Source organism: Streptomyces purpureus, assembly GCF_014648195.1.
Classification (GTDB): Bacteria; Actinomycetota; Actinomycetes; order Streptomycetales; family Streptomycetaceae; genus Streptomyces; species Streptomyces purpureus.
Genome location: NZ_BMQQ01000025.1, coordinates 16,202 through 37,424 on the forward strand (window position 1 = coordinate 16,202; position 21,223 = coordinate 37,424).

Here is a 21,223-nt window from a genome sequence, read left to right on the forward strand (position 1 = left end):
TCCTACGAGGGCAAGTGGCGCGTGGTGTTCTTCTGGCCGAAGGACTTCACCTTCGTCTGCCCCACCGAGATCGCCGCCTTCGGCAAGCTGAACGACGAGTTCGCCGACCGCGACGCCCAGATCCTCGGCGTCTCCGGCGACTCCGAGTTCGTGCACCACGCCTGGCGCAAGGACCACGCCGACCTGCGTGACCTGCCCTTCCCGATGCTCGCCGACTCCAAGCACGACCTGATGCGCGAGTGCGGCGTCGAGGGCGAGGACGGCTTCGCCCAGCGCGCCGTCTTCATCGTGGACCCGAACAACGAGATCCAGTTCACGATGGTGACCGCCGGCTCCGTGGGCCGTAACCCCAAGGAGGTCCTGCGGGTCCTGGACGCGCTGCAGACCGACGAGCTGTGCCCCTGCAACTGGAACAAGGGCGAGAACACCCTGGACGCCGGCGCCCTCCTGGCCGGTGAGTGACCATGGCGCTCGATGAGCTCAAGTCCGCGATACCGGACTACGCCAAGGACCTGAAGCTGAACCTCGGCTCGGTCATCGGCAACAACGACAAGCTCTCGCAGCAGCAGCTCTGGGGCACGGTCCTGTCCTGCGCCATCGCCGCTCGCTCCCCCAAGGTCCTGCGCGAGCTGGAGCCCGAGGCCAAGGCCAACCTCTCCGCCGAGGCGTACACCGCCGCCAAGTCCGCCGCCGCGGTCATGGCGATGAACAACGTCTTCTACCGCACCCGGCACCTGCTGTCGGACCCGGAGTACGGCACGCTCCGCGCGGGCCTGCGGATGAACGTCATCGGCAACCCGGGCGTGGAGAAGGTCGACTTCGAGCTCTGGTCGCTCGCCGTCTCCGCCATCAACGGCTGCGGCCAGTGCCTCGACTCGCACGAGCAGGTGCTCCGCAAGGCCGGTGTGGACCGCGAGACGATCCAGGAGGCCTTCAAGATCGCCGCGGTGATCCAGGCGGTCGGCACCACCCTCGACGCCGAGGCCGTCCTGGCCGAGTAGCGGCTTCGTACGAAGGAGCAGGGCCCCGGGACTTCATGTCCCGGGGCCCTGCTCGGTTCGGTTCCGCCGCGTCACTTCTTCAGTTTTGCCATCAGGGCGCGGGCGTCCTCCATGAGGAACTCCTCGATGCCGCTGAGATCAACGTCCTCGGTCGGCTCGGCCGGCGGCTTGCCCTCGCCGCCCTCCTCCATCTGGACCGCGACGATGTACAGCGAGAACACCGCCTGCCCGTCCAGTACGTCCACCTCGGCGCTCCTGCCGCTCTCCGCGTCGTACGGGGTCTTGAACGCCGCCTCCCCCAGGCCCTCGACCCGCTCCCCTGCCTCGTCGCCCGGGAATTGCTCCAGCACCGCCTCGAATTCGGGGCCCGGGTCGGTCACCTTGTGCAGCTGGTACGACACCAGCACCTCGAAGTAGTTGTTCTCGGGCCCCAGCTTCAGTGAACAGGTCGCCCGGTCCAGCGCCGGATGCTCCTCGGTCTCCGGGCTGGTGGCGGTCACCTTCTTGCCGAGGGCGGTGGAGACGGCCTTCAGGTCGGTCTCCAGGCAGAGGTTACGGGTGGAGCGGTAGCCGCCGAGGTCCACGCCCCGGCTCTCGTACGCGTACAGCCCGCCCGCCCACAGGGCCGAGGCGACCGCCGCGCCGCCCACCGCCCACAGCCACGGCCGGCGCGGCCGGGGGGCCGGCGGGGTCTCCGTGCCGAGGGTGTCGGGGGCGGCGGGGCCGCCGGACGCGGTGCGGGGCTCGGGGAAGGTGACGTCGCCGACGAGTTCGGGCTCGGATATCACTCGCCGTTCCTTTCGGGCGAGCCGGGAGGCGGGGTCGGCGCCACGTCGAGCGCGGTCGCGCCGTGCGGCTCGGGCGCGGACCGAAGCGCCTGCTCCTCGCTGTACGCGCGGAGGTAGCCGACGACGGTGTTGGTGACCGCGACCAGCGGCACCGCCACGACCGCGCCGCCGATCCCCGCCGTCAGACCGCCCGCCGCGACGGCGAGGACGACCGCGAGGGGATGGACCCGTACCGCCCGGCCGAGGATGAACGGCTGGAGCACATGGCCCTCGATCTGCTGCACGGCCAGCACCACGACCAGCACCATCAGCGCCGTGAACACGCCCTCGGTCACCAGCGCGACGACGACCGCCAGCGCACCGGAGACCACCGCGCCGACCAGAGGGATGAAGGAGAACAGGAAGATGAAGACGGCCAGCGGCACGGCCAGCGGCACACCGAGGAAATAGATGCCGACACCGATGAAGATCGCGTCGATCAGCGCCACGACCACCGTGCCCCGCACATAGGCGGTGAGCGTGCGCCAGGCCCGCGGCCCCGCGCCCGCGACGCCCGGCCGGGCCTGGGCGGGCACCAGCTTGAGCACCCACTGCCACACCTTCTTGCCGTCGTAGAGCAGGAAGAGCGTGGAGAACATCGCGAGCAGTATCCCCGTCAGCGCCTCGACGACGACGGTCACGCCCTGGAGCCCGGCGGAGGTGATCTGCTCGGTGTTGGCACCAATGGCGTCGCTGAGGTTCTTGGCGATGTCGTTGATCTGCTGCTCGGTCACATGGAAGGGACTGTTGAGCAGCCAGCGCTTGAGCTCCTCGATACCGTCCCGGACCCGGTCGGAGAGCGTGTCGACGTTGTCCATGACCTGCCACACCACGAACCAGCCGACCAGCCCCATCACGACGAAGCCCAGGACGGCGGTGACGGCGGTGGCCAGACCGCGCGGCAGCCCGTACCCGCGCAGCCGGGACACGGTGGGCTGGAGGATGGCGGTGATGAGCAGCGCGGCGACGAACGCGAGGACGACGAGCTGTACCGAGCTGATGGCCTTCATCAGCACCCAGAGCGTCCCGGCCAGGACGAGCAGCCGCCAGCCGGCTTCGGCGGCGACCCGCATGCCCCAGGGGATGGCGGCCGCGGGATCGGGGCGGGCGGCGACGGCCGGCGCGTAGGCGGGCGGCGCCGGGACCCGCCCGGCTTCGCTGCCGCCTTCGGTGGAGGGCAGCTCCTCCGGCGCGGGGACGGCGGGGGGCTTCGCGGGGACGGGCGGGACGGGGAGCTCCTCCTCCTCGGCCGCGGCGCGTCGCTCTTCCAACCGCTTGCCCATGCGTGACAGTCCGGCGCCCAGCCGCTCCAGCCACCCTGGCAGTCTCGCCATGATCTTCCTTCTTCCCCCTGCCATCTCCCCGGAACCGTACACGCACGGAGCCCCTCACCGTAGGACGGCAAGGGGCTCCGGGAAGTTGAGCTTGGGCCTAGTACCAGTGGTTGGCCTGCCAGAACGACCACGCGCCGCAGGGGCTGTCGTAGCGGTTGTTCATGTAGTTGAGGCCCCACTTGATCTGGGTGGCCGGGTTGGTCTGCCAGTCGGCGCCCGCGGAGCTCATCTTGTGGCCCGGCAGCGCCTGGACGAGACCGTACGCGCCGGAGGAGGCGTTCTGTGCCCGGTAGTTCCAGCCCGACTCGCGCTCCACGATGTTGCTGAAGCACTGGAACTGGTCGCCGGGGATCATCTGGCGGGCGATCGCCTTGACCTCGGAGATGCTGTAGGAGCCCTGCGCGGAGAAGCTGGACGCGTCACGGACGGAGTCTCGGTTGGCCCGCTCCTCCTTCTCCTTGCGCTCCTTCTCCGCCTTCTCCGCGGCTTCCTTCTTGGACTTGGCGTCCTTGGCGGCCTGCAGACGGGCGGCTTCCTCTGCGGACTTCTTCGCGGCCGAGTCGGCCGCGGCGGCCTGTGCGTCGGCCTGCTGCGACAGCGACGAGACCTGAATCTGCGCCTGCTCGCCGCCGGGAATGTCCGCCAGAAGCGTCGTGTCGGCAGCGGCTGCCTCGAAGTTGTCGCCATTGGCGTCCAGGGCCTGCGTGTTGCCCGCGGCAACACCCACGACAGCGCCGACAGTGGTGACCGCAGTGGCAGATGCCACCGCGAATCCCCGGACCGAGATCCGGCTCACACGGTTTCCTTCCAGCATCGCCCGCACGGGTGACCTCGCGGGCGAAATCGTGCCCCTTGCGCTGGTCTTCGACGTACTTGGGTCACTGAAGACACGGGCCCGTGGTGCTGTGGGCGGCATACGGCTGACGTTTGTTGAGTTGTGTGGTGCGACACCCTGAGGGTGCACGTGTGCCGTATGCGGGGCCTGACGGAAGCAAGACTCTGCCGGAAGCCGATACCGCGAGGCAATTCTGTCTCGCGTGGGAAAGCTCACACCTCATCGACCCCAGGGATTTCGCCGAATCGGCGCGCAAAAGGGCGCCGCCCGGCTAAGCTGCTGCGCTTCGCCGGGCGACGCCAACTCCCAAACGGGAGAAGGAAGGTCAGATCTGGCCGTCCTCCAGCATTTCGGTCACGAGCGCCGCAATCTGGGACCGTTCGGACCGGGTGAGGGTGACATGCGCGAAGAGCGGATGCCCCTTCAGTTTCTCGACCACGGCGACGACTCCGTCGTACCGGCCGACCCGGAGGTTGTCCCGCTGGGCCACGTCATGGGTCAGAACGACCCGGGAATTGGCCCCGATCCGGGACAACACGGTCAGCAGGACGTTCCGCTCCAGCGACTGCGCCTCGTCCACGATGACGAAGGCGTCGTGCAGGGACCGGCCACGGATGTGCGTGAGCGGCAGCACCTCCAGCATCCCGCGGCCCAGCACCTCCTCGATCACCTCACGGCTCGCCACCGCCGAGAGCGTGTCGAAGACCGCCTGCGCCCACGGGCTCATCTTCTCGGCCTCGGTGCCCGGCAGGTACCCCAGCTCCTGCCCGCCCACCGCGTACAGCGGACGGAACACCATCACCTTCTGGTGCTGCCGGCGCTCCAGAACCGCTTCCAGACCGGCGCACAGCGCCAGCGCCGACTTGCCCGTACCGGCCCGGCCGCCCATGGAGACGATCCCGACCTCCGGGTCGAGCAGCAGATCGAGCGCGATGCGCTGCTCGGCGCTGCGTCCGTGGATGCCGAACGCCTCCCGGTCCCCGCGGACCAGTCGGACGTTCCCCTCCGCCGAGATCCGGCCGAGCGCCTTGCCCCGCTCCGACTGGAGCACCAGACCCGTGTGGACGGGCAGCTCGGCCGCCTCCGGGACGTACAGCGTCTCCTGGTCGTAGAGGAGGTCGATCTGGTCGGCGGAGAGAGCCAGCTCGGTCATGCCCGTCCAGCCGGAGTCCGTGATGGCGAGCTCGGCGCGGTACTCCTCGGCGAGCAGCCCGACGGAGGACGCCTTGATACGAAGGGGAAGGTCCTTGGAGACGACCGTGACGTCGTACCCCTCGGCCTGGAGATTGCGCGCTACCGCCAGAATCCGTGAGTCGTTGTCCCCCAACCGGTAGCCGGCGGGCAGAACGCCGGGGTCGGAATGGTTGAGTTCGACACGGAGGGTCCCGCCCAGGTCCCCGACGGGGAGCGGGTCGTCGAGGCGGCCGTACCGCACCCGGAAGTCGTCCAGCAGGCGCAGCGCCTGCCGGGCGAAGTACCCGAGCTCGGGGTGGTGCCTCTTGGCCTCCAACTCGGTGACCACGACGATCGGGAGCACGACCTCGTGCTCCTCGAAGCGGGCCATCGCGTTGGGGTCGGCCAGCAGGACGCTGGTGTCGAGAACGTAGGTGCGCCTGTCGGACATGCGGCGCTTTGTGCTGGTCACCACGGAAGGACGTACCCCCTCGGCTGAGGTCGGGGAGCAACTGCGACGGCGTCGCAGGGGGATGGGGCCGGGCTCAGGCCACGATGCGCGGGCCGCGAGCCGGCCCACCGCTTCGTCCGCACTTGTCCTGCACGGTCGTCCTGGTGCAAAGGGCCTCCCGGGTGGGCGGTCTCCATGCCGCTCACTCTGCAGGTGGTATTCCCTCGAACAAGCTCAGCCATGCCATGGCATATGACGACGCGTTGGTGAACAGGCGGTGACCTGCACCGCAGGGTGCTCCCGGGGCCCCGTGGGACGCGGTTGATCAGACGTGATCAGGCGCCGGCCGGACGCCGATCCGATGCCCGGTCAGGTGCCGTAGCGCCGGTGCCGGGCGGCGTAGTCGCGCAGTGCGCGCAGGAAGTCGACCTTGCGGAACGCCGGCCAGTGGACTTCGCAGAAGTAGTACTCCGAGTGGGCGCTCTGCCAGAGCATGAACCCGGAAAGACGCTGCTCGCCGCTGGTACGGATCACCAGGTCCGGGTCGGGCTGACCGCGGGTGTAGAGGTGCTCGGAGATGTGGTCGATGTCGACGACCTCGGCGAGCTCCTCGAAGCTGGTGCCCTTCGACGCGTGCTCCAGAAGGAGGGAGCGGACCGCGTCCGCGATCTCCTGCCGGCCGCCGTAGCCCACGGCGACGTTCACCAGTATTCCCGTGTTGTGGTGGGTGGCCTGCTCGGCCTCCTTCAGCACGGACTGGGTACGGGCGGGCAGCAGGTCGAGGGTGCCGACGTGGTGCACCCGCCAGCGGCCGTCGGCCGCCAGGTCGCGGACGGCGTCCTCGATGATGCCGAGCAGCGGGACGAGCTGGGCCTCGGGCCGGTTCAGATTGTCCGTGGAGAGCATCCAGAGCGTGACGACCTCGACGTCGGTCTCGGCGCACCAGCCGAGCAGCTCCTGGATCTTGCTCGCGCCGGCCTTGTGTCCCTGCTCGGGAGTACCGCCGGAAGCCTTGGCCCAGCGACGGTTGCCGTCGAGGATGACACCGATGTGCTTGGGCACCTGGTCATGATCGAGACGGCCTTCCACCCGGCGTGCGTAGAGCCCGTACACCAGGTCGCGCAGGTTCACTGTTCCTAACCCCTCCATGCTGCGGCGGCCCCCCGAAGCCGCCACACTACTGCGCAGGGGTGGAATGCTCCCAGCCCGGCCCTGTCACAAGTCCGTGATAAGCAGAGATACGTGACTGAATCCCCGCACTACCGCGCCGCCGCCCAGCGTTACGACTCCATGGAGTACCGCCGCACCGGCCGCAGCGGCCTCAAGCTCCCGGCGATCTCGCTGGGCCTCTGGCACAACTTCGGCGACGACCGCGCGCTCGAGTCGCAGCGCGCGATCCTGCGCCGCGCCTTCGACCTCGGGGTGACCCACTTCGACCTGGCGAACAACTACGGGCCGCCCCCCGGCTCCGCCGAGCTGAACTTCGGCAAGATCTTCGCCGACGATTTCGCGCCGTACCGTGACGAACTGGTCATTTCGACCAAAGCCGGGTATCTGATGCACCCGGGCCCGTACGGCGAGTGGGGCTCGCGCAAGTACCTGCTGTCCTCGCTCGACGCCTCCCTGAAGCGGATGGGCGTCGACTACGTCGACATCTTCTACTCACACCGCTTCGACCCGCACACTCCGCTCGAGGAGACGATGGGGGCGCTCGCCTCCGCCGTGCAGCAGGGCAAGGCGCTGTACGTGGGCGTGTCGTCGTACAACAGCGAGCAGACCGCCGAGGCGGCCCGGCTGCTGACCGAGATGGGGGTCCGTCCGCTCATCCACCAGCCCTCCTACTCGATGATCAACCGCTGGACCGAGGAGGACGGGCTGCTCGACACCCTGGAGGAGGCCGGCATGGGCTGCATCTCCTTCGTGCCGCTCGCCCAGGGTCTGCTCACCAACAAGTACCTGGGCGGCATCCCTGCGGGATCGCGGGCCACGCAGGGCAAGTCCCTCGACCCGAACCTGCTCTCCGACGAGGTGCTGCGGCGGCTGCGCGGACTGGGCGAGATCGCCGAGCGGCGCGGCCAGACGCTGGCTCAGCTCGCGCTCAACTGGGTGCTGCGCGACGAGCGGATGACCTCCGCGCTGATCGGCGCGTCGAGCGTGGCGCAGTTGGAGGAGAACGTGGCGGCGCTTGCCGGATCGCCCTTGTCCGCCGAGGAGTTGAAGGAGATCGACACCTTCGCCGTGGACACCGAGGGCACCAACATCTGGGCCGGGCGCGGCTGAAACGAAAAAACGGGCCGGTCCGTGGGGGGGATACGGACCGGCCCGAGGGGGGGTTTCCACCATAACCCTTCGTAAGTGATGCTGTGTGCCACCGTGCGCCGCCAATACGCTCTGGAATATGCGCACCCCGTGGGAACACCGGCTTCCGGGCCGGTGAAACCGTCCGCGGCCCGGGCGTGGCGCACGGCGTGTCCCTCCCAGGAGGGACCCGGAGCCGGATGCGCCCGGTTGACGCAGAGCGAGGGGTCAGGCGGCGGGTTCCCCGGCCCGCTGGGCCGCCTTGGCCGCGAGGATCTGGGTCATGAAGGTGTCACCCCACAGGCCGAGCGGCTCCAGGGCCTTGTTGAGGGCCTCACCCAGCTCGGTCAGCGAGTACTCCACTCGGGGCGGCACCTCGCGGTAGACCTCACGGCGCACCACACCGTCCGACTCCAGCTCACGCAGCTGCTGGATCAGCATCTTCTCGCTGACCCCGGGGAGGTTCCGGCGCAGCTCGCCGAAGCGCAGGGTGCCCTCGTGGAGCGCCCACAGGATCATCGGCTTCCACTTGCCGCCGACGACGTCGACCGCCGCGTCGAGACCGCAGTGGTACACGACCTTGCCCTTGGCCATCGCCAACTCCTCAGCTGTCGCACGACACTTTCCGATTCGACAGTACGCCAGGGTTCGCGGGGATCGTCATCGGTCGGCCCTCGGTGGGGTGCGGCGCAGCAGGGTGATGCCGTCGCGGCGGGCCACGACCTGGTAGCCGTACTTACGCTGGGCGGCGGCCAGCTCGGCCTCCTGCTGTTCGATCGGATAGGGCCAGTGACCCGTCTTGTACGGCCAGGCCTCCGGGGCCTGGCGGTCGTGGACGATCCACTCGGTCGTGGGGGGCGGGAACCGCTTGAGGTCGTACCGGTAGAGCTTGCTGTCGACCGGGAAGGTCGGGAAGACGACGACCGTGCAGCGTGAGGTGAGCTGGGGGATCAGCCGGTTGGAGGCGGCGACGCTCGCTCCGTCCGGGATCTTCGCCAGCAGCGCCCGGGCGGCCTCGATGTGCGGGGTGGTGCGCCAGGTGGCCCGCTGGGCGAGCTGGGCCAGGGGGAAGGCCGGCAGCAGCAGGACCGTGACGCCGACGACGGTGAGCAGCGAGGCGCGCAGGTGGCGGGCGGCGAGGGGGTGGTCGCTGCGGCGCCAGACGGTGAGGGCGTCGATGAGGCCGGCGAAGACGATGGGCATGAGGACCGCGCTGTAGTGGAAGGCGGTGCCCCAGTGGAAGCCGTTCTGCGACAGCATCCGCCAGGCGAGTGTGGGGACGGCGAGGAGTGCGAGTGGGGAGCGCAGGGCGAGCAGTGCGGACGGGGCGAAGACGAGGACGAGGGTCATCGGCTTGATGTCGGGCCGCAGGGCGTCGAGCGGTGCGTGGGCGAGCAGGCTGAGGAACGAGCCGTGCTGGTCGGAGAGGTTCTCGCCGTGTGCGTAGGAGCCGCCGGGGTTGAAGGCGGGCAGCAGATAGGTGATCTCGATGTAGGAGCCGAGGAGCCCCGCGGCGGCGGTGGCGAGGCCGAGCAGGCGGGGGCCTTTGACGGCGATCAGGATGCCGAGGGCGGCAAGGGTGAGGCCGAGGTCCTCCTTGACGAGGAGGAGGGGGGCGGCCCAGGCGACGGCCGGGATCCAGCGTCGCTGGGCGAGTGCTTCGAGGGCGAAGGCGAGCAGGGGGACGGCGAGGGCGACCTCGTGGAAGTCGAAGGCGGCGGCGGAGGCGATGCCCCAGCTCAGTCCGTATCCGGCGGCGACGGTGTGGGCGGCGGGGCGGCCGAGGGCGCGGGCGGCCCAGCGGGCGAGGGGGACGACGGCGACGGCGAGGAGGGCGGACTGGGCGAGGAGGAGGCAGAGGGGTGAGGGCCAGAGGCGGTAGAGGGGGGCGAGGGCGGCGACGAGGGGGTGGAAGTGGTCGCCGAGGAGGTTGAAGTGCTCGCCGCGCAAGGGGACGACGGGAGCGCGGAGTTCGGCGTAGGCGCGCAGGGCCTGTTCGAAGATGCCGAGGTCGTAGCCGGTGGTGCGCATGAGGAGGTGGCGGCGTACGGCGACGGTGGCGTAGAGCGCGCAGAGGGTGGCGGCCCATCCCCAGGGGAGGAGGGCCGCCGGCAGCCGAGTGCCCGGACGTTTCGAGGTGGGGCGGGCCGGGGGCGGGGTGGTGCTGCCGGTCCCCTGCCTGGCCTCATTGTCTGGGATTGTCCGCATACGTCCGGATGTTATGCGGGACCGTCCCGGGGTTGGCGTCCTCGACTCGCCCTCAGGTCGGCTCATGTCCCCCTCAGCTAGGGCGTCGGGCTCGCGGCGAACGCGCCGAGCAGCAGTCCGGCGAAGGCGCCCGCGATCATGAACGGTCCGAAGGGGATCGCGCTCTTGCGGCCTGCCCTGCGCAGCAGCACGAGGGTGAGCCCGTAGAGGGAACCGAACAGGAACCCCGCGAAGGCGCCGAGGAAGAGGATGCTCCAGCCGTACCAGCCGAGAGTGACGCCCAGGGAGAGGGCGAGTTTGACGTCGCCGAAGCCGAGGCCGTTGGGGTTGATGAGGAACAGTACGAAGTACCCGGCGCCGAGGGCGAGTCCGCCGAGCAGGGCGGTCGGCCAGGAGCCCGCCTCGCCCGGGAGTAGTTCGGCGGCGCCGAGGAGCAGGGGCGCGGCGGCGGCGAGGGGCAGGGTGAGCTGGTCGGGGAGGCGGTGGACGCGCCGGTCGACGGTGGCGAGCAGGACCGCGAACGGGGTGGCGAGCAGCCAGACGGCCAGCTCGGGACGTGGCCCGGTGGCGGCGGCGAGGGCGGCGGAGGCGAGGGCCGTGAGCAGCGGGACGAGGACGGGGGTGCGGGTGGGCGGTTCCGCGGTGGTGGTGGTGAGAGGGCGTCCGGCGGGGACGGACGTGGTGCAGGTGGCGCACCGGGCGCGGCCGAGCCAGCCCCGGGCGGCGCCGGTGAAGGGGTGCCCGGCAGGGCAGGTGTCCCGCCACGGTTCGTCCGGCTCGACGGAGAGGCGGTACGCGGCACGGGGTACGAGCAGCCCGGTGGCGGCGCCCCACAGGGCGGCGAGGGCGATCAGCGTGACGTACACGGGGCGACCCTAGGCCGGTCGGCGGGCCGGGTCATGGGCCCAGGGGCCCACTGTGGGTGAAGCGGGGCCCAGAGCCGGGGTGGTGGCGCTACCTTCGTCCCCCATGGGGAACTGGCGAAATGGCATGGCCACGATGACGGTCCTGGAGCAGGGCGACGCTCAGGAGGACGTGGGTGCAGGCGGGGTGCCGGTGGAGGTCGCGGCCTCCTACCGGGCCCGTACGCGCGGCCTGCTGGGCCGGGACGGGATCGACGGCGCCCTGATGATCACCCCGTGCAACAGCGTGCACACCTTCAGGATGCGCTTCGCCATCGATGTGGCGTATCTGGACAAGGAGTTCCGGGTCGTCGACGTGGTGACGATGAAGCCGGGCCGGCTGGGCATGATCCGGCCGCGCGCCCGCCATGTCCTTGAGGCGGAGGCGGGCGCGATGGCGGGCTGGGGGCTGCGGCCGGGGGTGCGGGTGGCGCTCCGGCCGTAGGGCCGGGAGCCGCTAGCGGAGTTTGCCGGTCTGGGCCGTCAGGAGCGCGACGGGGATGGTGGGCGTGGCCGGGCCTTCGAAGTTCGCGGTGTAGAAGGTGGCGACGGTGGGGCCAAAGCGGACGAGGTGGAAGACCAGCGGCACGGCTTCGCCCTGGAAGTCGGCGGTGAGCTGGTAGGCGAAGCTGTCGTCGCCGGCCTTCGGGAGCGGGAGTTCCTTCACGTTCTTGTACGTGGAGGTGGTGGCGCCGTCGTGGGTGAGGAATCCGCCCGCGCAGGCGGTGGCGGCCGCGCGCACCCGGCTCAGGACGGTCGCGGCACCCTCGCCGTGGCTGGTGAGGAACTCGGAGACGGCGGGGCGGCCGTTCTTGACGCCGACGATCTGGCGGTACACGGAGGCCTGTGCGGCAGGCTCCAGTTTGCCGTTGAGGACGGCGATGAGCGGGGCGCACTCGGCCTTCTCGGCGATCTCGCCCTGGGCGGGCGGGCCCTCCATGGTGGTGACGGTGTAGCCGGGGACGTCGGCGGTGGCCAGGACGGCCTTGTCCAGCTGGGCCTTGGTCAGCGGGGTGCCGGTGGCGGGCGGGGCGGGGGGTGTGGAGGTGCCGGGCGGGGAGCTCTGCGAGGTGCGCGCCGGCTGCTGCGTGGGGCTGGACCCGGTGCTCGCCTTGCCGGTGTCGTTCTTCCGGTCGCCGTCCTCGCAGCCGGCCGTGAGCCCCAGGGCGAGCGCGACGGCCGCGGCCGCCGTGATGATCCGCGTGCTCCGTCGTGTCATGCGCCGCACGCTAACAGCGGGGTTCCGGCGCCCGCATGGGCCCAGGGGCCCAACGTCCCGTACCGGTCAGGGCGGGCCGGAGCCGAGGAGGGTGAAGGCGCCGTACGCCCCCGAGGCGAGGGCGAGCCCGGCGAGGACGGGGACGCGGACGCGGGTGCGGAGCCGGGCGAGGGCCACGGCGGCGGGGAGCAGCAGGGCGAAGGCGGGCATGATCAGGCGCGGCCGGGAGCCGAAGTAGGCCGCGCCGATGAGGGAGATGACGACGACCGCGACGGTGTAGACGAGGACGGGCAGCGGCTGCCTCTGGCGTACGCACAGGGCCACCAGCCAGCCGAGCAGGGCGAGCGCGGCGGCCAGACCGAGGGCGGCGAGCGGCGGCTGGTTCCAGATGAACCGGGCGAGCGCGGCGCCGCCGTCGACGCTGTTGCCCCAGGCGGCCTGGACGTCGAAGTAGGCGGTGGGGCTGTTCTCGCGGACGCCGACGTAGACGATGTACGCGAGCCAGCCGACAGGGGCGAGGAGGACTCCGGCGGCCGTACGGGCGCGGAGGCGGCGTTCCTTGACGACGCCGGCCAGGGCGGTGACCCCGAGGGCGGCGACGAGCGCGGCGGCGGAGGGGCGGGTGAGTCCGGCGAGGGCGCACAGGGCCCCGGCGAGGATCCAGCGGTCACGCAGGACGGCGTACAGGGACCAGGCGGCGAGGGCGGTGAAGAGGGTCTCGGTGTACGCCATGGACTGGACGAACGCCGTGGGATAGACGCCCCAGAGGACGGCGAGCACGACCCCGGCGTCGCGTCCGGCGATATGGGCCCCGACGGCGTAGATGCCCCAGGCGGCGGCGATCGAGGCGCCCCAGGCGACGAGGAGTCCGGCGGAGGCGGCGTCGAGCGGGAGGAGTGTGGAGAGCCCTCGTTCGAGGGCGGGCAGCAGAGGGAAGAAGGCGAGGTCGGAGTGGAGGCTGCCGTCGGGGAGGGTGGTGGTGTGCCCGTAGCCGTCTTCGGCGATCCGGACGTACCAGACGGAGTCCCAGCGGCCCTTGAGCAGGTGCAGTGCGTCCTTGCCGGCATGGGCGGCGGCGACGGCGAGAACGGCCAGGCCGGTGAGCCGTACGGCGGCGTACCCCCACAGGGCGGGGGCGGCGCGGGTGAGCGAGGGGGCCTGGGACATGCGGTCGATTATGTCCGGGGGGTGCGGGAGGGGACTTACGGCCAGGGGGTACGGCGGGGGACGCGGGTGCGCCACCAAGAACCGGTGCCTTCCGTCGTGTCGACCGTGAGCGTGCGGAACAGGGCGTCGATGCGGGCGGCGGCGGCGAGCAGCGGTGTGCGCTCGTGCTGCGGGCAGGTGGCGATCTCGCGCGCGAAGTGGTCGCGGGCAGCGAGGTCGTGTGCGTACAGCTCGGGGAGGTAGCGGCCGGACGGGGGCCAGTCGGCGGCCATCCGGCGCACCATCCGTTCCCAGATGGTCAGGGACACGGCTGCGGGGGTGGACAGGCCGGTGGCGTCGGCGAGCGGGGTGGGGACGGGGTACTCCCGCAGGATTTCGGCGAGAGGGGTGACCTCGGCGTGTGGGAAGGCGAGGGAGGGGGCCTCGACGGCGTCGACGGTGTGGACGGGCGGGTCGTCCTCGGTCGTGAGGAGCCGGACGCGGGTGACCAGGCCGCTCGGGTCGGCGAGCCAGTAGGTCTGGGGATCGATGCGGTCGTCCGGGTAGAGGACTCCGGCGCCGGTCCGGTGGGCGAGGGCGGCGGCCAGTCGGGGCTCTCCGGCGGAGGTGACGGTCGCGTCCCGGACGTCCCGTACCTGCTCGCCCTGCACCTGGATGTCGAGGCTCAGCGCGAGGTCGCCGCGCAGGTGGTGATAGGTGCACAGGACCGGGGCGTACCAGTCGCGGCCGTCCTGGTCGTCGTCGGCGTGGCGGAGGTCGACGTGGGTCGTGGGTACGTGAGCGGCGGTGGCGAGGGCCGCGGTGAGCACGGGCGGGTCGAGATGCCGGCTGACCAGCAGGTTGGCGATCATCATCGGTTCAGCGGTCCGGAAGGTCTGAGTCCCAACGGTCCGGGCCCGCGTGGTCGAGGACGGTCGTGGCCAGGGCGCGGGCGGTGTAGTCGATGTGCGGGGTGCCGTTGTCGAAGAGCTGGGAGGCGGCGCGGCGGGGTGAGTGGGCGATCCGTTCGGCGGCGGGGCGGGCGGTGTCCGGCAGGAGACGCATCTCGGCGAGCGCGCGCAGGGCGTCGAAGTGGTGCTCGTAGAGGTTGTCGGCGTGGGCGATCAGTGTGGCGAGAGGGCCTGCCGTGTCGTGCGTACGGCCCGTGACGCGCCAGAGCGCGGCGGCGGCCGCGGCCCGGGTCTCGCGTGATCCGGTCGTGAGGTGGGGCTCGATCAGCGGCAGCAGCTCCGTGGCGGCGGGGCCGAGCCGGCCGGCGACGTGCAGGGCCCAGCGCCCCTTCGCCTCGGCCAGTTGCCGGCGGGCGAGGGCGAGGGCGGGTGTGTGGTCGCCGGTCAGACGGGCGTAGGCGAAGGCCGCGCGGGTGCTGCCGTCGTGGGCGGCCTCGCGCAGGGTGCCGACCGTGGCGGGCGTGGCGGCGGCGCCGAGGACGGCGAGGGCGTCGGCCGAGTGCGGCAGGAGCCGGACCAGTGCGCTCTCGCAGTGGGCGACGAGCGCCGGGAAGGGGACGAGGGCGTCGGCCCAGGCGGCCCGGGGGCGGTCGGCGGCCTTGGCGGCGACCGGTTCGGCGGCGGCGCCGAACACCTCGACGGCCGCGGTGAGGACGGCGGCGGTCATGTCGTGGTCCGGGAGGTCGTCGAGCAGGCGCAGGACGTGGCCGAGGGCCTCGGGGGTGCGCAGACGTACGGCGGCGAGGACGGCGGCGACGCGCAGGTCGGGGTGGTCCGCGGCGCGGCGCGGGTCGAGGAAGGGGTCGAGGTAGGGGGCGTCGGCGCCGCCGGGGAGCTGGGCGGCGAGCCGGGCGACGGTCTGGAGCTGGTACGGATGCTCGATGCCGGCGGTGAAGTGGGGCAGCAGCTCGCGCTCGCGGTCCCGCCAGGTGGCGTCGACGTCCATGGCGAGGGGCAGGCCGCGGTCGATCCCCCGCAGGGCGGCGTCGGGATCGTCGAGGAGCCGGTCGCCGAGGGTGCGGTAGGGCGCGGGCCACACCTCTCCGTACTGCTGGACGGGGTGCTCGGCGTACGCGTCGAGCGCGGCGCCGACCAGGTCGGCGGGGAGCGGCAGGGCAGCGGTACGCAGCAGATCGGTGGCGGCGGCGAGCCGGACGCGCGGCTCCGGGTCGTCGAGCAGGGCCTCGTCGCGTACCGTCCGGGCCCGGTCGTCGAGGTCGAGGAGGCCGAGGGCGGTGGCGAGGTCGGCGCGTACGTCCGCGTCCTGTTCGATGTCGAACCGGGCGCGCAGCAGCGGCATCAGGGGCAGGGCGGCGAGCCCGGCGGAGGCGATGAGCCACACCATGGCCTGGCGTACGCCGGGGTCCTCGTCGGTGGCGAGGGGAAGCAGCGTGGGCAGGGTCTCGGCGACGGCGTGGTCCATGGCGGCCCGCTCCTCGCGGGAGGCCGCGCCGCCGGCGCAGCCGCCGATGAGCCAGAGCAGTCCGGTGCGGTGGCCGGGCCCGTGGAGAGCGAGGCGGGCGAGTTCGGGGAGGGCGGCGGCGCTGGCGGAGTAGATGTCGCCCTGATGGAAGAGTGAGGAGACGAGCTCCTCCATGGCCTGCTCGCGAACGGCCTCGTCGGCGGAGCCCATGGCCGTGAACAGGCCGGGTATGTCGTCGGCGGGGCCGTAGGCGTGCCTCAGGGCGGACCAGTCGGGGGGCTCGGTCACCCCTTGGGCCTGATCCGGGAGAAGGTGGCGGCCATGCGCGGGGGCAGGTGACGGACGATGTCGTGGCCGGGCTGTCCGGGGTAGGGCAGGTCGTTGAGGAACGAGGTCACGATCACCGCCTGGACCTCGGGTGTGTCGCTGCCGGTGCGCTCCTCCAGGAAGTCGAGGGTGCGGCGCCAGTCGGGTACGTCGGACTCCTCGCCGAGGAAGGCCTGGACGGTCTCCTCGACGACGTCCATGAAGAAGACGTGGGGCAGGACGCCGTTCTCGTTGAAGACGTGGGCTTCGTAGGCGTCGGCGAAGCCGGGGAGCTCGGCGACGAGCTCCTCGACGAAGCGCACGTCGGGAGAGGCGGCGGGGGCCGGGGCCGAGCCCCCCGGCGCGCCGGGCGCGGGGGGCTGGGGGGTGGTGCCGTCCGTCGGGGGCACGCCAGGGGTCGTCATCAGCAGTCCAGTCCGGGGTAGTTCTTGTGCCCCTTGTACTTGCCCTCGATGGCGTCGTCCAACGCCTTGATCAGCGTCCTGGCCAACTGCTCGTCCTCGGGCGTCCGGATGAGCGGTTGCTTGGCGGCGCCCTTGCGGGGCTTCCACTCGGTGGCGGTGAGGAAGTTCTTCAGCGAGTCCCTCATCTCCTTCGCCTTGCCGACGTGGTCCTTGCCCTCGACCTTGGGGCCGCCGTTGGCCTCGTAGTCGGCGGCGGCCATCGCGCTTCCGTCACCGATCTGGTCCGGGTGGCCCACCCCCTTGTAGAGGGTGTTGATGATGTTCTGCAGCTTCTGGTGCTGGGCGGTCGGCTTCGGCGCGCCGTCCTCGTTGTGCACCAGGATTCCGCTGGCCGCGGCCACCACATAGTACGTATGGATGTCGGCGACGGTCAGGTCGTGCGTGGTCTGCCGCTCGGTGAACCGTGAGACCGCGACGACCGGGAGCGCGACCCCCTTGTCGCTGCGCAGCGTGTCGCCGCGCCGGATCTCGCCGGCGTCGCGCCAGCGGCCCTGGTCCATGACCCAGAAGGGGTGGGTGTCGGTGACGGTGAGCACGGCCGGGCCGCCCACGGTACGGACGGTGAGCCGGGTGAAGTCCTTGTCGTCGTGGGTGGTGATGGCCTGCTCGACGGGGCGGGCGGCGGTACGGCCGGTGTACGGCTCGGTCGCCAGGACCTTGTCGCCGACCTGGACCCGCTCGATGGCGACGCGGCGGCCGTCGGCGAGGAGTACGGGCGTACCGGGCGGGAAGCTGTGCCGGACCGGGCAGGTGGTGGGCTTGTTGTCCGGCTTCTGATCCTCCTTCGGAGGATCCTTCTTCTCGGCGTCGAGCTTCCTCTTGGCGTCGTCGGCCTTCTTCTGCGCGTCGCTGACCTTGTTGCGGTTCTTGATGAGGTTCTTGAGGCTGTCGTAGAGGTCACCGCCGTGCTTCTTGAGCTTCTTGATGAGCTCGGCGGCCTTCTTCCACTTCCAGGGCGCGCCGTACTTCGCCGCGAGCTTGCCGATCGCGCCGCCGATGAGGCTGGTGAGGACGTTGATGAGCGTTTCGGTGCAGGCGCCCATGTCGCCCTTGGTGATGCAGTCGAACGCCGCCTTGATGCCGAGCTCCTCGGCGAGGATCTTGGCGAGTTCCTCGGCGGCCTGCTTGGCCTTGTCGGTGTCGGCCTGCTGCTGCTTCTTCGCGTTCTCCAGGTCCTGGAGGGCCTTTTCGTAGTCGATCTGGGCCTGGGACTTGGGCTGAGCGCTGCCGTTGTTGTCGGTGGCCGGGTTGGTGGTGCCGGGGTCGTCGCCCTGGGCCTGGGTGCCGTCGCCACCGTCACCCCCACAGTTGCCGCTGCTGGTGACCTTGCAGATCTGGGTGCCGATCTTCTGGGTCAGCTCGGCGCCGAGGCCGGTCGCCACCAGGGCGCCGACGATGGCGGTGACGATGACGACCAGGCCGAGGTACTCCAGGGCGCCCTGGCCGCGTTGCCCGTGCCTGAGGCGGCCGAGGCGGCCTCGCCCGCGCGGGCCGCGTCGCCGCGCGCGCAGGCCGAGCAGCCTGGCTTCCGTGCGCGGCCCGTGCCGGCGCCACCATCGATCGACCGAACGCACCATCCCCGTACGCGACATGGACACGACGCTAGGGGGGTGGCGTCGTTCCGTCTTGGGCCTGCGGGCCCAAGGCTGGGCCCAACGGCGGTTGAGGCCGGCGGTTTTCCACAGGGGGTGCGGGCGGGGCCGGGAGGCAGGATCGTTGGTCGCATGGCAGAACTGACGACGGTGGCCCGGGGCGGGGTGCTGCTCACAGCCCATGCGCTGGAGGCGGGCTGGTCCCCGGGCCGGCTGAGGAGCGCGCTGCGCCGCGAGGGGTGGGGGCGGGTCTGCCCGGGGGCGTGGGCGGCCCCGGGCAGACCCGTGGACTGGCTGACGCGCGCGAGGGCGCTGCAGGCGGTTCGGCCGGCGCTGGTGTGCAGCCACGGCTCGGCGGCGTACGTCCACCGGATCGAGGTGCTGGGCGACGGGCGGCCGCAGACGCGTTCGTCCCTCGTCGAGTGCACCTCGATGGCGAGGAGTGGCGGACGCCGTCAAGGCCTCCAGGTACACCGGGGCCCGCTCTCGCCCGGCGACTGGTCGCTGCGCAGGGGCCTGCGGGTGACGCCCCCGGCCCGTACGGTCGCGGACCTGATACGGCGCGGCCCACGCGAGGAGGCGGTCGTCGCGGCGGACTCGGCGCTCTCCCGCCGCGTGGTGGGCGGCGTCCGCCGCCCGGCACTCGTCCACCCCGACGAGCTGGGCACGGAACTCGCGGCCCGCCGCCCCGGCGCCCCGCGCGCCCGCCGGTGGCTGCGCCCGACGGACCCGGCGGCCGGTTCCCCGGCGGAGACCCTCGCCCGCCTGCACATGCACGACGCGGGGCTCCACCCCGAGTCCCAGCCGCTGCCCCACACTTCGGACGGCCGTGGCATCCGCCCCGACTTCCTCTTCCGCGCGGCGGGCCTGGTGGTGGAGATCGAAGGCCACCCCTTCCACGGCACCCGCGAAGCCCACGAACGCGACACCCGCCGCTTCAACGCCCTCCCGGACTGCCCGGGCGTCCGCCGCGTCCTGCGCTTCACGGCGACGGAGGTCTTCCACCGGCCGGCGGCCGTGATCGCCACGATCCGGGCGACGTGGGGCCGGCTGGGGGAGGCGGGGAGCTGAGGGTTCGGCTCTCCTTGCGGATTGGGGTGGGCCGGGAGCGTGGGGGGCCGGGTGGGTCCGGCAAGAAGTCCCGCGCCCGGCTCACCTCACGCTCGGCGGCGGGCCAGCAGCCACCACGCGGCAAGGCCGGCCACCAGGGCCGTACCGAGCCCGATGCCCGTCAGGCCGAAGGCCTTCATCGCAGGGTCGCCCGCGTCACGAGCCTCGTCCCCGAGCGCGAAGCCGGCCGCCTCCGCGTCCCCGTCGTACACGGGTCCCGCCCCGCCTTCGCCCTTGACGGAGATGTCCAGGGTCAGCGGTACGGCGCCGGGCACCGTACGGTCCAGGGAGACCTGCACGTAGTACCAGCCCTCGAACCGCATCGCCCGCGCCGCCTCCGACCCGCCCTCGGTGCGGTTGGCGTACGCCGCCGGAGCCGTGCCGAACCCGACCGATGCCGGTTTGCCGGTGTAGTTGTCCTTCTTGCTCTCGACCAGGCCACGGGCGGGGTTGTAGAGCTCGACCCGGAAGCCGTTGATGGCGGCGAAGCGGTCTGCACCGGGCAGGTTGGCCAGCTGCGCGTTGACGAACAGCTGCCGCCCCCACGCCACGGGAACCCGGTAGAAGCGGCTCTCCCCCGGCCTCATCTCGTCCCGCCAGACCCCGCCTTCCACCGCCGCCGCGTCGTTGAACCCCGTCCCCCCGGTGATCCGCCTCGGCTCCCCGCCGGCGGGCGCGGGGGGCTCGGTGCTCCAGCCGGTGGGAGCGGTGGGGACGGCGGAGCCGGGCTTGAGCGGCGGCTCGGCCTTGTAGGTGAGCTCCATCGGCCACCGCTGAGGAACCGTACGGCTTCGCCCTCGGCCTTCTACTTCAAGGAGATACTCGCCTGCCTTCTGGCAGGACCGCCCCGGCTCGATGCGCCGACTGACGTAGTCGGCGATGGGCCGGGCCGATTCGCCCAGGAACCCCAGGGTCGTCCCTTCGCTGCACGGCGTCCCGTCGGTTTTCGCCAACGAGATCCGGACGCCGTCGAGCACACCGACTTCGGTCCCTGGCAGTGGCGCGAGGACCGCCGAGAGATAGACGTTCGACGTTCCGTCCAGCCTGACGCGGTAGTACTTCTTCTGGCCGGTGACGGCGGTGTCCGTGTACGTCCCGGGCCCCTTGAGCAGGGGCCCTTCGCCGCTGGACGTCGCGCCGGAGACCGGCTGGGCATCCCGCGCCATGCGGTACGCGGGCACGTCGCCGGAAACCTCCGGGGAAGGGGTCGCCACCGCCGTGCCCTGGGCCAGGACAGCGCCCACGGCAACGGTCGCGGTGGTCACGCCCCTCCACACCATCACGCTCGCCCCGAAGTGACTCAGTTGCCCACGGTCCGGGGGAAGGTGACCTCCACCCGGCGGTTCTTCTTGCGGCCTTCCTCGGTCTTGTTGTCGGCGATCGGGTAGTCCTCGCTGTACCCCCGGATCTCGAACTTCTTCCCCGGGTCGAGGTCCTTGGCCAACTGCTTCTGGACCGCCTCGGCCCGCTGCTTCGACAGCGTCAGCCCGTGCTCGTACGAGCCCAGGTTGTCCGTGAAGCCGAATACGCGCACCGTGCTCGCGCGCTGCTTATTGATCTCGGCGGCGATGGCGGCGATCCGGGCGTTGGCCGCGCTGCTGAGCTTGGCGCTGTCCTTCCCGAAGAGCACCTCGGCCTGGAGGGCGAAGGTGACGTCGACGTTGGTGTCCTCACGTCGCTGTTCACCGCCCTCCTCCTCGACGACCTGCTTGATGTCGAGGACCTTCGCCGGAGCGAGCGTGGCCCCGTCGGGCAGCATGAGCTCCGGGGAGTTCGCGTCGATCTTTGGTGGTGGCGAACTCGAGGTGGAGCCGGGCGGATCGTCGGCGTAGGACGTACCCGCCGTGGCGACGGTGAGCGCGGAGGCGGTGATGACGGTGGCGGTCAGCACGGCGATGCAACGCCGGCGGCCGGCGACGGAGAAGTTGATGGTCGTCATGGC

At 71.5% G+C, this 21,223-nt stretch carries 21 protein-coding genes; 5 read left to right on the plus strand and 16 right to left on the minus strand.

Annotation, left to right across the window (positions count from 1 at the left end; all coding sequences use genetic code 11):
- The coding region (locus IEZ01_RS26055; protein ID WP_229833232.1) for a peroxiredoxin at nucleotides 1-462 on the plus strand (462 nt) is incomplete at its 5' end.
- Between the two features lie 2 nt (nucleotides 463-464).
- Nucleotides 465-1,001 (plus strand): alkyl hydroperoxide reductase, encoded by a 537-nt coding sequence (locus IEZ01_RS26060; RefSeq protein WP_028797915.1) that lies wholly within the window; start codon nucleotides 465-467, stop codon nucleotides 999-1,001.
- Nucleotides 1,002-1,072: 71 nt separating this feature from the next.
- Here the strand turns inward: IEZ01_RS26060 and IEZ01_RS26065 are convergent, their stop codons facing one another.
- From IEZ01_RS26065 to IEZ01_RS26085, 5 genes are all read right to left on the minus strand, one after another.
- Nucleotides 1,073-1,789 carry a hypothetical protein gene (locus tag IEZ01_RS26065; protein WP_189204065.1) on the minus strand — a complete coding sequence of 239 codons (717 nt, stop codon included), beginning with the start codon at nucleotides 1,787-1,789 and terminating at the stop codon, nucleotides 1,073-1,075.
- On the minus strand, nucleotides 1,786-3,162 hold the full coding sequence (locus IEZ01_RS26070) for an AI-2E family transporter (protein ID WP_189204067.1): 1,377 nt from the start codon (nucleotides 3,160-3,162) through the stop codon (nucleotides 1,786-1,788). Before IEZ01_RS26070 ends, IEZ01_RS26065 begins: the two co-directional genes overlap by 4 nt.
- 97 nt (nucleotides 3,163-3,259) lie before the next feature.
- The gene (locus IEZ01_RS26075; protein WP_019889092.1) at nucleotides 3,260-3,958 is read right to left on the minus strand and encodes an aggregation-promoting factor C-terminal-like domain-containing protein; all 699 of its coding nucleotides are present in this window, start codon (nucleotides 3,956-3,958) and stop codon (nucleotides 3,260-3,262) included.
- A gap of 364 nt (nucleotides 3,959-4,322) precedes the next feature.
- On the minus strand, nucleotides 4,323-5,645 hold the full coding sequence (phoH2, locus tag IEZ01_RS26080; protein ID WP_189204069.1) for an RNA 5'-3' helicase PhoH2: 1,323 nt from the start codon (nucleotides 5,643-5,645) through the stop codon (nucleotides 4,323-4,325).
- Between the two features lie 345 nt (nucleotides 5,646-5,990).
- Nucleotides 5,991-6,752: an isoprenyl transferase gene (locus IEZ01_RS26085; protein WP_019889089.1), complete on the minus strand. Its 762-nt coding sequence runs from the start codon at nucleotides 6,750-6,752 to the stop codon at nucleotides 5,991-5,993.
- Nucleotides 6,753-6,863: 111 nt separating this feature from the next.
- Here IEZ01_RS26085 and mgrA point away from each other — a divergent pair, with 111 nt between their 5' ends.
- The gene (gene mgrA / locus IEZ01_RS26090) at nucleotides 6,864-7,901 is read left to right on the plus strand and encodes an L-glyceraldehyde 3-phosphate reductase (protein WP_189204072.1); all 1,038 of its coding nucleotides are present in this window, start codon (nucleotides 6,864-6,866) and stop codon (nucleotides 7,899-7,901) included.
- 246 nt (nucleotides 7,902-8,147) lie between these two features.
- Here mgrA and IEZ01_RS26095 read toward each other — a convergent pair whose 3' ends face one another.
- The 3 genes from IEZ01_RS26095 to IEZ01_RS26105 form a co-directional block, all read right to left on the minus strand.
- Complete coding sequence (locus tag IEZ01_RS26095) at nucleotides 8,148-8,513, minus strand: winged helix-turn-helix transcriptional regulator (RefSeq protein ID WP_189204074.1); 366 nt, start codon at nucleotides 8,511-8,513, stop codon at nucleotides 8,148-8,150.
- Nucleotides 8,514-8,579: 66 nt separating this feature from the next.
- Nucleotides 8,580-10,127: a DUF2079 domain-containing protein gene (locus tag IEZ01_RS26100; protein WP_229833233.1), complete on the minus strand. Its 1,548-nt coding sequence runs from the start codon at nucleotides 10,125-10,127 to the stop codon at nucleotides 8,580-8,582.
- Nucleotides 10,128-10,204: 77 nt separating this feature from the next.
- On the minus strand, nucleotides 10,205-10,993 hold the full coding sequence (locus IEZ01_RS26105) for a prepilin peptidase (protein WP_019889085.1): 789 nt from the start codon (nucleotides 10,991-10,993) through the stop codon (nucleotides 10,205-10,207).
- A 103-nt stretch (nucleotides 10,994-11,096) separates the two neighbouring features.
- Here IEZ01_RS26105 and IEZ01_RS26110 point away from each other — a divergent pair, with 103 nt between their 5' ends.
- Nucleotides 11,097-11,474 (plus strand): DUF192 domain-containing protein, encoded by a 378-nt coding sequence (locus IEZ01_RS26110; protein ID WP_189204076.1) that lies wholly within the window; start codon nucleotides 11,097-11,099, stop codon nucleotides 11,472-11,474.
- Between the two features lie 12 nt (nucleotides 11,475-11,486).
- Here IEZ01_RS26110 and IEZ01_RS26115 read toward each other — a convergent pair whose 3' ends face one another.
- From IEZ01_RS26115 to IEZ01_RS26140, 6 genes are all read right to left on the minus strand, one after another.
- Nucleotides 11,487-12,248: a hypothetical protein gene (locus IEZ01_RS26115; RefSeq protein ID WP_189204078.1), complete on the minus strand. Its 762-nt coding sequence runs from the start codon at nucleotides 12,246-12,248 to the stop codon at nucleotides 11,487-11,489.
- A 66-nt stretch (nucleotides 12,249-12,314) separates the two neighbouring features.
- Nucleotides 12,315-13,415, minus strand: a complete 1,101-nt coding sequence (locus IEZ01_RS26120; RefSeq protein ID WP_052185810.1) for a putative hexosyltransferase — start codon at nucleotides 13,413-13,415, stop codon at nucleotides 12,315-12,317.
- Nucleotides 13,416-13,450: 35 nt separating this feature from the next.
- On the minus strand, nucleotides 13,451-14,269 hold the full coding sequence (locus IEZ01_RS26125) for a hypothetical protein (protein WP_189204080.1): 819 nt from the start codon (nucleotides 14,267-14,269) through the stop codon (nucleotides 13,451-13,453).
- A 4-nt stretch (nucleotides 14,270-14,273) separates the two neighbouring features.
- The gene (locus tag IEZ01_RS26130) at nucleotides 14,274-16,076 is read right to left on the minus strand and encodes a hypothetical protein (protein ID WP_189204082.1); all 1,803 of its coding nucleotides are present in this window, start codon (nucleotides 16,074-16,076) and stop codon (nucleotides 14,274-14,276) included.
- Nucleotides 16,073-16,519, minus strand: coding sequence for a DUF7674 family protein (locus IEZ01_RS26135; protein ID WP_229833234.1), 447 nt, complete (start codon nucleotides 16,517-16,519; stop codon nucleotides 16,073-16,075). Before IEZ01_RS26135 ends, IEZ01_RS26130 begins: the two co-directional genes overlap by 4 nt.
- On the minus strand, nucleotides 16,519-18,171 hold the full coding sequence (locus IEZ01_RS26140) for a polymorphic toxin-type HINT domain-containing protein (RefSeq protein WP_189204084.1): 1,653 nt from the start codon (nucleotides 18,169-18,171) through the stop codon (nucleotides 16,519-16,521). The genes IEZ01_RS26135 and IEZ01_RS26140 overlap by 1 nt, the downstream gene beginning before the upstream one ends.
- A 132-nt stretch (nucleotides 18,172-18,303) precedes the next feature.
- Here IEZ01_RS26140 and IEZ01_RS26145 point away from each other — a divergent pair, with 132 nt between their 5' ends.
- Nucleotides 18,304-19,242 carry a hypothetical protein gene (locus tag IEZ01_RS26145; RefSeq protein WP_189204086.1) on the plus strand — a complete coding sequence of 313 codons (939 nt, stop codon included), beginning with the start codon at nucleotides 18,304-18,306 and terminating at the stop codon, nucleotides 19,240-19,242.
- An 86-nt stretch (nucleotides 19,243-19,328) separates the two neighbouring features.
- Here IEZ01_RS26145 and IEZ01_RS26150 read toward each other — a convergent pair whose 3' ends face one another.
- Complete coding sequence (locus IEZ01_RS26150) at nucleotides 19,329-20,546, minus strand: hypothetical protein (RefSeq protein WP_229833235.1); 1,218 nt, start codon at nucleotides 20,544-20,546, stop codon at nucleotides 19,329-19,331.
- 35 nt (nucleotides 20,547-20,581) lie between these two features.
- Nucleotides 20,582-21,220: an OmpA family protein gene (locus IEZ01_RS26155; RefSeq protein WP_189204090.1), complete on the minus strand. Its 639-nt coding sequence runs from the start codon at nucleotides 21,218-21,220 to the stop codon at nucleotides 20,582-20,584.
- Between the last annotated feature and the right edge of the window lie 3 nt (nucleotides 21,221-21,223).